General features: G+C 61.7%; 9 protein-coding genes. 4 read left to right on the forward strand and 5 right to left on the reverse strand.

Going from position 1 to position 9721, the window contains the following annotated elements; genetic code table 11:
* Window positions 1-323: 323 nt before the first annotated feature.
* From VEK15_14250 to VEK15_14260, 3 genes are all read left to right on the forward strand, one after another.
* Window positions 324-1307, forward strand: a complete 984-nt coding sequence (locus tag VEK15_14250) for a sigma-70 family RNA polymerase sigma factor (protein HXV61854.1) — start codon at window positions 324-326, stop codon at window positions 1305-1307.
* A 138-nt stretch (window positions 1308-1445) separates the two neighbouring features.
* Window positions 1446-1862 (forward strand): secondary thiamine-phosphate synthase enzyme YjbQ, encoded by a 417-nt coding sequence (locus VEK15_14255; protein ID HXV61855.1) that lies wholly within the window; start codon window positions 1446-1448, stop codon window positions 1860-1862.
* Window positions 1863-1867: 5 nt separating this feature from the next.
* On the forward strand, window positions 1868-2515 hold the full coding sequence (locus VEK15_14260) for a class I SAM-dependent methyltransferase (protein HXV61856.1): 648 nt from the start codon (window positions 1868-1870) through the stop codon (window positions 2513-2515).
* A gap of 15 nt (window positions 2516-2530) precedes the next feature.
* On the opposite strand, the gene VEK15_14265 is transcribed toward VEK15_14260, so the two are convergent.
* From VEK15_14265 to VEK15_14285, 5 genes are all read right to left on the reverse strand, one after another.
* Window positions 2531-3931, reverse strand: a complete 1401-nt coding sequence (locus tag VEK15_14265) for a sigma-54 dependent transcriptional regulator (GenBank protein HXV61857.1) — start codon at window positions 3929-3931, stop codon at window positions 2531-2533.
* On the reverse strand, window positions 3909-5411 hold the full coding sequence (locus VEK15_14270; protein ID HXV61858.1) for an ATP-binding protein: 1503 nt from the start codon (window positions 5409-5411) through the stop codon (window positions 3909-3911). Before VEK15_14270 ends, VEK15_14265 begins: the two co-directional genes overlap by 23 nt.
* 57 nt (window positions 5412-5468) lie before the next feature.
* Window positions 5469-7205, reverse strand: coding sequence for an ABC transporter substrate-binding protein (locus VEK15_14275; protein HXV61859.1), 1737 nt, complete (start codon window positions 7203-7205; stop codon window positions 5469-5471).
* 103 nt (window positions 7206-7308) lie between these two features.
* Window positions 7309-8220 carry a PhzF family phenazine biosynthesis protein gene (locus tag VEK15_14280; GenBank protein HXV61860.1) on the reverse strand — a complete coding sequence of 304 codons (912 nt, stop codon included), beginning with the start codon at window positions 8218-8220 and terminating at the stop codon, window positions 7309-7311.
* 41 nt (window positions 8221-8261) lie between these two features.
* Window positions 8262-9137 carry a diacylglycerol kinase family protein gene (locus tag VEK15_14285; protein HXV61861.1) on the reverse strand — a complete coding sequence of 292 codons (876 nt, stop codon included), beginning with the start codon at window positions 9135-9137 and terminating at the stop codon, window positions 8262-8264.
* Window positions 9138-9174: 37 nt separating this feature from the next.
* On the opposite strand from VEK15_14285, the gene VEK15_14290 reads away from it, so the two are divergent.
* On the forward strand, window positions 9175-9721 hold a 547-nt coding region (locus tag VEK15_14290), incomplete at its 3' end, for a hypothetical protein (GenBank protein ID HXV61862.1).

Consider the following 9721-nt stretch of genomic DNA (forward strand, 5'->3'; position numbering starts at 1 on the left):
GAAGAGCCACTCACGGCGGCCAGTTTGTAACTTTATGCCGCGGGCTGTCAACAAGACCTCGTGAAGCGGGTCTGGAACTTTCACCCCCCTTCGACCGTATAGAGCTAAGGGACTTTACAATACATGACTAATATGGTAAGACTAATCATCACGTACAGAGAGGGCAGAAAGTGGACACCTGGTGTAAAGTTTCCATACTGCACCGCCTGCCTTGAACCGGGTCAATAGGCCTCAAACCAAGGAGCCATAAAGGTTTGCAGTAACTGCCCCATATTGGCACGAGATTTGTAGATAGGCAATTGAAAGCGAGAAAGGAACCAACCATGAGAGCACCGTTGCATGACGTCTCGGAAGAGGAACTCGACGTAGAAGTTGTCGACGTCGAGCCCGCCTGGGTCGACACGAGCGAGAGCGACGAGTCGCCGGTGGAGCTCGATGTTCTTGGCCAGTACCTCAAGGAGACGCATCGCTACCCCCTACTCAACCGCGAAGACGAGCAGCGGGTTTCTCGGGCGATGCGGCGTTCCGAAGCGGCACTCAAGGAGAAGAAGCGAGCAGCGGGTCGTCAGTCCGCTCGCAAAGAGTTTGACGAGACCCGAGCTAAGATGATCGAGAGCAACCTCCGTCTGGTCGTGTCGATCGCGAAACGGTACAAGAACATGGGGATGGAGCTCTCCGACCTCGTCCAAGAAGGGAACATCGGTCTGATGCAGGCCGTGGAGCGTTTCGACCCAAGGCGTAACTTGAAGTTCTCGACCTATGCCACTTGGTGGATTCGCCAGGCCATCACCCGAGCCCTGTCTCAGAAGTCTCGCACCATCAAGGTGCCGATCAACAAGCTGGAAATGGTCCGCGTCGCGACGCGCGCCAAGAACAAGCTCCAGGAGCGTCAGGGGCGGGAGCCCAGCATCAAAGAAGTCGCGAAAGAGGTCGGGGTTCAGGAACATCAGGTGGAAACGGCGATGAAGTCCATCCCCCATCTCGAGTCGTTGGACGCTCTAGCGGTCGAGGACGGAAGCCCTCGGTGGGAGCTGCAGTCCGACGAGCGGTCCGAGACGCCGTGGCAGGTCGTCCTGGATCGGGACATGCGTGAGAAGGTTCGGGCTGCGCTCGAGCTTCTGCCTCCACGACAGCAGCTCATCGTGCGGATGAGGTTCGGCATCGGGTTCAACACCGAATACAATCTCGAGGAGATCGGCAAGGTCCTCAACCTCACCAGAGAACGAGTTCGCCAGCTGGAGGTCGAGGCGCTTCGCCGGTTGCGGGCAGCCGGAAACCGCCGAGCGTTGCACGACTACCTGCAGTAAGAACTCCAAAGCGCGGAGGCCGGAGGTCTCCGCGCTTTCTTTTGCCCGGCGTGACGCGATGACCCGCTTGGCTCGACAGGTTGTTCCCCGCGGACGTCCGTTGTTCCCGAACGAGTTGAGCTATGATCTCCTCTGGCCGTGCCCGTCACCACCATACGTCATTCGATCCGCACCGAGGGCAACGGGCACGTCGTCGACATCACCGCGAAGGTCGCGACAGCGGTAAAGGGCTGTGAGCTCGAATCGGGTACGGCCACGGTCTTCGTGACCGGCTCCACCGCAGGAATCACGACCATCGAGTACGAGCCGGGACTGGTGCACGATCTCACCGCCGCCTTCGAGAGGCTCTACCCACAAGCCCTTACCTACCGTCACCACGAAACATGGGGCGATGACAACGGACACAGCCACGTGCGTGCCGCGATGCTGGGTCCCTCTCTCGTCGTACCCTTCGTCGAGGGACGACTCCTTCTCGGGACGTGGCAGCAGGTAATTCTCGTGGATTTCGACACCCGACCCCGTTCACGCGATTTCGTCGTGCAGATCGTGGGATGAGTTCCATGGAGCCCATCGTCGACCCCAGGATCGAGAGTTACGTAGAGGCTCATTCGAGCCCTTCGACCGAGCTTCTGATCCGGCTGGAGAGAGAGACCCGCGAGACGATGAAGTCGCCTCAGATGTTGACCGGGCCCGAAGAAGGGCACTTTCTCCGGCTGCTCGTGTCGATCTCGAAGGCGAGGCGGATCGTCGAGGTCGGTACGTTCACCGGATACAGCGCGCTCATGATGGCGTCGGCTCTTCCCGAAGACGGCGAGCTCATCACCTGCGAGGTCAATCCCGAAGCTGAGGCCGTGGCGCGCCGCTATTTCGCCGAAAGCGAGGACGGGCACAAGATTCGCATCGTCATGGGGCCCGCTCTCGAGACGCTGTCAAGGCTCGAAGGACCCTTCGATCTCGCGTTCGTCGACGCCGACAAGGAGAACTACCCGCGCTACTACGAGAGGCTCGTCGAGCTCGTCCGCGCGGGCGGCCTCATCGCGGTCGACAACGCCCTGTGGAGCGGTGAAGTCCTCGACCCCCGAGATGACGAAAGCCGTGCCATTCATCGCCTCAACGAGATCATCCGCGACGATCCGAGGGTCGACAACGTACTCCTCACCATTCGCGATGGAATCCATCTAGTCCAGAAGCGCCAAGACGCCCGGTGACGGACCGCGCTTATCTCAACCCATACTTCTGAGGGTCTGCTCCTCGTCCCCCGCACCGTCTCGGTGCTTGCGAGGATCGACGAGAGAGTAATCCCTTATCTTCTTGTCGAGTGTCGGTCGGGTAATGCCGAGGATCTCGCTCGCCCGAGACTTGTTCCAGCGAGTATGCCGCAAGACGCGAGCGATGTACCGTCTCTCCATGTCTTTCAGCGAGGTCAGCTCGTCGCCAACGAGGCCTTTCTGCGTGCCGTCACGGCTCACGAGCGGCAGGTGTTCGGCGAGGAGCACGTCTCCATGCGCCAGGGTGACGGCGCGCGTCAGGGAGTTCTCGAGCTCTCGAACGTTTCCCTTCCAGTCGTAGTTCGTCAGACTCTCCATGACGCTCTCGGGGACTTTTCTCACGTTGGTGTGAAGGTGACGATTTACCTTTTCCAGCAGGTAGGCAACGAGCTCGGGAATGTCCTCTCGGCGCTCACGCAAGGGGGGAAGACGGATCTCCACGACTTTCAGCCGATAATAGAGGTCCTCGCGAAACTTCCCCTCGCGAACCAGCTCTTCCAGGTCACGATTGGTGGCTCCGACGATCCGGGCGTCCGTCCTTTGAACCCTCTCGCCGCCAACTCGCGAGAACTCTCGATTCTCCACCACCCGCAAGAGTTTCGCCTGGAGATTGGGGGAAACGTCGCCGATCTCGTCGAGGAAGAGCGTACCCTTTTGGGCGATCTCGATCTTGCCGCGGCTATCGCGGACCGCTCCGGTGAAGGCACCGCGGACATGCCCGAACAGCTCGCTCTCCAGCACCCCTTCGGCCAGAGCCGTGCAGTTCACGGCAACGAATGGCTCGTCCCGATTGACTGAGTTGTAGTGAATCGCGCGAGCGACGAGCTCTTTGCCGGTACCCGATTCTCCCCGTACCAACACCGTGGTCGTACTTCGGGAGAGCATCCCGATAGTCTTGAAGACCTCACGCATCTGTGGTGTTCGGCCCACGATGTTGTCCATGCTCCACGCCTGGGATGCTTCGGTGACCAGGTAGTCGAGCTTGGTGTCCATCTCTCGCATCCTCTGCGCTTTGCGGATGCTGAGAAGGAGCTCGTCGTAATCGATGGGTTTGCAGATATACTCGAACGCCCCGCGCTTCATCGCCTCCACCGTGGTCTTCATGTCGTCGAAGGCGGTGATCATGATGACGTAAGCCTTGGGGTCGATCTCCCGAATCTGCTTCAGGACCTCGATTCCCTGTATGCCAGGGAGGTGGATGTCCAGAATGACGAGATCGGGCTCGATGCGCTTGAACGCATCCACCCCCTCGATCCCGTCGGCCGCCAGATCGACATCGAATCCTTCACTCGTCAGATGGGACTTGAACGTCTGGCGGATCAGCCGATTGTCGTCAATGACCAGGATGGATTTCATGAAGCTCGCTCGTCGTTTCGTCCACGTCGGGATCCGGTTCGTAGGGAAGGGTGATGGTTAGACGGGTCCCCACACCGAGCTCGCTCGCGATCTCGATGCGCCCCCGATGCAGTTCCACGACCTTACGGGCGTTGGTCAACCCCAGGCCGGTGCCCAGGCTCTTGGTGGTGAAGAAGGGGTCGAACACCGAAGGCTGATCGCGCACGTCGATGCCGGCACCATCGTCCTCGATCTCGATCACCGCCGAGCCATCCCTCATTATCGTTCGCACGGTAATCGTACCGCCCGGCGAGACGGCTTCGGTAGCGTTGAGCAGGATGTTGAGGAAGACCTGTCGCAGCTGATCGGCGTCCACCGTAATGGGGGCAAGCTCCCCGTACTCGGTAAAGGTACGTATCCTCTTGTCGTCGATTGGCTCTTCGACGAATCGAAGCGCCTCGTCCAGCAGGTTCTCCACGCGAACGCTTGCCTTCTTGAGAGTCGGCGCTCGCGCATAGCTGAGGATGTCCTTCACGAGCTTTTCGACCTGCTGCAGTCCACTCTCGGCGATGCCGAGTTGCTCCCGCTCGAGAGAGCTCAACGCCGGGTGTTTGGCGACTTTCTGCATGTTGAGCTTGACCGCCGTGAGTGGATTGCGAATCTCATGGGCGAGCGCGGTCGCCAGGCGGCCGATGCTCGCGAGCTTCTCCGCCTCGCCGAGCTTGCGCGACGCCTCCTCGAGCTTTCGCCGGTCGTCCAGTATCTCGGCGGTCATGCGGTTGAAGTTCGCGGCCAGCTCACCGATCTCGTCGCCTGGAGGAATGTCGATCCGATGGCGCAAATCACCGTGGGCGACCCGAATCGTGCCCTCGACCAGACTCTCGAGCGGGCGGCTGATGCGGCTCGCGAGAAACACCGAGCCCAGAGCGCCCAGGGTCAGGCCGAGAAAGCCCAAGCTGATGAGCCCGATGCGGATACGCCGAATCTCCGCTTTGACTTCCTCGAGTGACAGACCGAGCTTCACCGCCCCCCAGAGCTGCTCTTCGACGAAGACTGGAGCCACGACCTCGAGGACGCTGAGCGATCGGCCATCGGGCGTGGGGAGCGAAATCTCCTCGCGAAGGACTCGACCGCGCTCGAGCCTTCCCATCTCCGCGCTGATCTCGAACAGCTCTGCGGGAAAGCTCTCGCGAGCTTCCTCGTTCGCCGCCATCGTTCGGGCATTGCGATTGAAGACGATGGCGAAGAGCACGTCTTCGTCCTCGGCGGCATATTCCATGTTTTGCTGAAGTGCGACGAGATCGTAATACTTGAGGAAGTTCTCGGAGAGCTGCGCCACCGCCCGGGCGAGCGCGACCGCGTGCTCCTCGGCACGTGCCCGCAGGACCGCGGTCTGCTCTTTCTCGACGAAGAAGATGACGATGCTCATCAAGACGGTGATGAGGGCGGTCGAGCTGAGGATGAATCGATCGCGAAGGCGAAGAGGCTTGGTGCGCCACATCGGGGCTCGGCGCCTCTCTCTAGTGTTCGATGGACGCGCCAGGAGGAAACGGCATTATTAGAGCTCGACCTCCGTTGCCGGCCCTTCCTGGGCGAACCACACGTCTTTCATCTTGATGTACGGCGCGCCGAGAGGGGTGAGCGTGAACCCCTTGACGCTCGGCCGCAGCAGATAGCGAAGCCGACCGTAGTCGGTGGGAATGATGGGCGCGTCTTGAAGGACCAATTCCTCGATGCGGTGGTACAGCTTGTTCCTCTCGGTATAGCTCGTCTCCGACCAGACCTGGTCAAGGAGGCGATCCACCTCGGGGTTGTTGTAGCCGTATACGTTCCGGTAACCCGACGAGTGGAATAGCGGCCGCAGAAAATTGTCGGGATCGGGGAAGTCCGCGTACCAGATATTGTATTGCAGTCTCGCTCCCGAGGCCTCCTCGGTGCCGAGGCCACTGGCTCGAACTGGCCGCACCTCGACTCCGATGCTGGCCAGGCAGTAGATGAGACACCGGTCGGTGTCGTTCGCCTCGCCGCGTTGGACGGGAAGCTCGAGCGGCGGTAGCCCCTTGCCGCCGGGATATCCCGCTTCGACCAGCAGCGCGCGGGCTCGCTCGAGATCCTGCTCGGTGGGTGATTCCTTGGGGATGAACCCGGGAATTCCGGGAGGCACGACGCCGGTCGCGCCCGTCACCCCCCGGGCAGCTCGGTGGGAGTCGCGAAAGCTCCTCTTGTCGAGAGCGAGATTGATGGCAAGACGGACTCTCGGATCGTTATATGGCGCTACTTGATTGGGAAAGTGGAGATAGCGGATCGCAAGGAGTCGATCGACCTCGACAGGAACCCAATCTCCGTAGGCCTGGCTCCCGTTCGTCTGCACGCAATCGGCGACTTCGTCGAGCGGCCGGGGGCTCCCCTCGAACTCGGGGGAGTTCCATGAGGCGCGTAACACGAGGGCATCCAGATGCGGACGTCCCTCGTGATAATACGGGTTGGCCTCGAGCCTCAACCCCTGCCGCACTCCGTTGACGGTCGGTACGCCCGGGTCTTCCGCAGGCCCGATCCATCGAGCGAACTGGAAGGCTCCGGTCCCGATGGGTGCTTGGAAGAACTCTTCCCCGGCGGAGACGAGCTCCTCCCGCGGAAGGATCTTCGACGAGTACATGCTCAACACCGAGAGCGCGGGAACGAAAGGCGTCGCGAAACGAATCCGAAACGTGTGTTCGTCGACCGCCTCGAGCCCGCTCACGCTCTTGGAAAGGCCCTGGCGAAAGGCTTCCGCGCCTTCGATGCGACTGAAGTAATGGTAGTTATGCTCGTTGAGACCCTTCGTCAGGAGTCTCTCGAAACTGTAGACGCAATCGAACGCGGTAACCTTGCGGCCGTTGTGAAAACGGGCATCGTCTCTCAGCTCGAACGTGTAGACCCTGCCGTCGGGAGAGATCTCCCAGAACTTGGCGAGAGCGGGAACGACGTTCAAGTTCTTGTCGAACGCGGTGAGACCGTCGTACAGCTGCTGGATCAGCATCACGTCGACGCTGAATACCGCCTGAGCCGGATCGAGCGTATGGATGGGCTGCTCCAGCGGGAATCGGAACACGCCGCCCTGGACCGGCCCATTCGTGGGGTCGTTGACGACGTCCGCGAGGTCTCCCAGGCCGTCTTTCCTGACCAGTCGCGCGGCAAATGCAGTCACGATGAACAGTGCGAGGAGAGCCGCGGGGAACACCCATTGAGCCGCTCCACGTCCCCGGCGGTTGCGGCCCGACGGGCTTTCGAAGGGCGTTTCGGTTGTGTTCTGCATCGACGATCGCTTCTCTTCCGAGCCGCGGCAAAGGCGAAGGGCCTACCGGCTAGATTAGGTTAACCGCGGAGTGGGCGCAAATCTCCGCCGACGCGTCGCGTCCTCAGAACCTGAGAACCCCCTCGGCGACCTCGACCGCCCTGCCTCCCACGCGAACCTCTTTCGGTCCGTCGCGATCGGCGTCCACCTCGACGTGAATCGCGCTCGGCCGCCCCATCTCGTAACCCTGCTCGACGATGATACGGGCCGTGGGCTCGGCCCGCGCGAGTCCGCGGGCAACGAGATAGGCTCCGAGGGCGCCCGCGGCGCTCCCCGTAGCCGGATCCTCGATGACGCCAAGGGTGGGCGCGAACATCCGCGCGTGCACGGTGCTTTCGGGCTTCACGCACTCCCGCGAAAAAATCATGAACGAGTCGGTGCCAGTGTCCCGGAGCACTTTTCTCAATGCCACGAGGTCGAGCTCGATCTTTCCAAGCTGGGCGAGGGACCGCGAGGGCACCATCAGCTGTGGCACCGTCGTCGAGACCGCCTGGGCGGGCAGGTCGTCGGGTAGGAGCTGGTCTTCGGAAAGACCGACCGCCGCTGCAAGCAGGGCTCGATCGTGACACTCGTCGAAGAATCGGGGCGGCGACTGGGTCATGACCACGCCATCGACAGCTCCGTCGACGACGAGAATATCGACGGGAAGCACGCCCGCCTTGCATTCCTGGAAGATTCGATTCGTCCCGTCCTCGAGAGGGATCCGTCCTCTACGGGCGAGGACGAAGAACGTGCCGACCACGGGGTGACCCGCGAGAGGGAGCTCGGCCGCGGGCGTAAAGATACGCAACCGGAACTGAGCCTTCCGCTCGGTCGGCGGAAGAACGAACGTCGTCTCCGAGAGGTTCATCTCCTTGGCAATCGATTGCATCTCGTCGCTCGTCAACCCGTGGGCGTCGGGAAAGATGGCGAGCGGGTTGCCGGTGAAAGGACGGTCGGTGAAGACATCGGCCTGGATGAAACCGTATTCCCTCATGGGGCCCAAAATACTACCTCAAAGGTTGGAAAGGCACCCGTTCACCGAAGCGCGTAAACCTCGAGCTCTTTCGGCGCGATCTCGATCTTGACCGGGGTCTGCGACATTGGCTCGCCGTCAGCGAAGACTTCGGCAGGCTCCTCGGTCTCGATCTCGACGAAACGGGTCTTGATGTAGTCGACCATTGGATGGGCGAGGTGCCGGCCCTCGAAAACGCTCGGAAAGACGCGAAGAAGAGATGCCGGCGAGATGGCGCGTACCAGACACAGGTCGAGCATCCCGTCGGAAAGGTCGGCTTGCGGGGTGATCCGCATACCGCCCCCATAGCGCGATGAGTTACCCACGGCGGCGAAGGTGATGTCGCCCTGGAATACACCCCCATCGTGGTGGACCTTCGCCGGTATCGGGCGAAAGCCGACGAGTGTCCTCAGGACCGCGTAGGTGTACAACAAGCGGCCGGACAGGAGCGCGGTGTCCCTCGCCCGTCGAGCCGCTTCGGCATCGAAGCCCGCGCCGGCAATGCCGAGGAAGACCCGCTCTCCGCACCGTCCCAGATCCACGAGACGCCTCTTGCCAGCACGAATCGCGCGCCAGGTGTCGGTGCGATCTCGGATCCCGATCTCCGCGGCAAAGTCGTTTCCCCGCCCCAGGGGAACCACTGCAAGCGCGGGACGCTGGGCACGCGGTATCTGCACCAGGCCGTTGGCGACATCGTTGAGCGTGCCATCTCCGCCACAGGCGATGACGACGTCGAACCGAAGAGCGCCGGCCGCGAGCCGTTTCGTATCTTCTCCCGAGCCGGGAGAATGCTCCTCGACCGAGGCGCCCTCGCGCTCGAGGCTGGTTACGAGCTCCGCCGACTCACCGGCTCCTTTCGAGGTGCCGGCACGGGGATTGCGAAGCACCAGCACGCGCATGGAAGTGAGATAGTCTAGCGCGATTCGTTTCGATTCGATGAATTGGTCTCGAGCCCTCTACGCGTTCACCCTTGCGAGCTACCTCTGGTTGTGCTTCTGCTGGTTCGACCATGACCTGGGTGGAGAGCTCGCCGACACGCCGGTGATGATCCCGCTCGGCGTGCTCGGCGTCGTGCTGACCGCGATCACGTGGTTCTATCGCGGAAATCTGCGATTGGGTACCGAGGGCAAGATCACTCTGGCGGTGTTCTCGTTCGCCTTCTTTAGCCGTCTGCCTTTCCTGGCTTCGTCCTACGGTCTGTTCAGCTCCGACGCCGCCGCCCAGGGCATCATGGCCCTTCACATCGCCGAGGGAAAGCACCACCCGATCTTTCTCTACAAATGGTCCTACGTGGGGAGCCTCAAGGCTCACCTCACGGCGCTCCTCGCGTCGATTCTGGGCGACCCGGTCGTAAGCTTCGCCTCGAGCGCCGTCCTTGCCTATGCGGCCTTCGCCGCGGCGGTGTACTTCCTGGCCCGCAGCGTCGCGTCGCGAACCGAATCGATGATGGCGTCGCTACTGGTGATTCTCGCGCCAGGATTTC

The organism is Vicinamibacteria bacterium (assembly GCA_035620555.1).
GTDB lineage: Bacteria > Acidobacteriota > Vicinamibacteria > Marinacidobacterales > SMYC01 > DASPGQ01.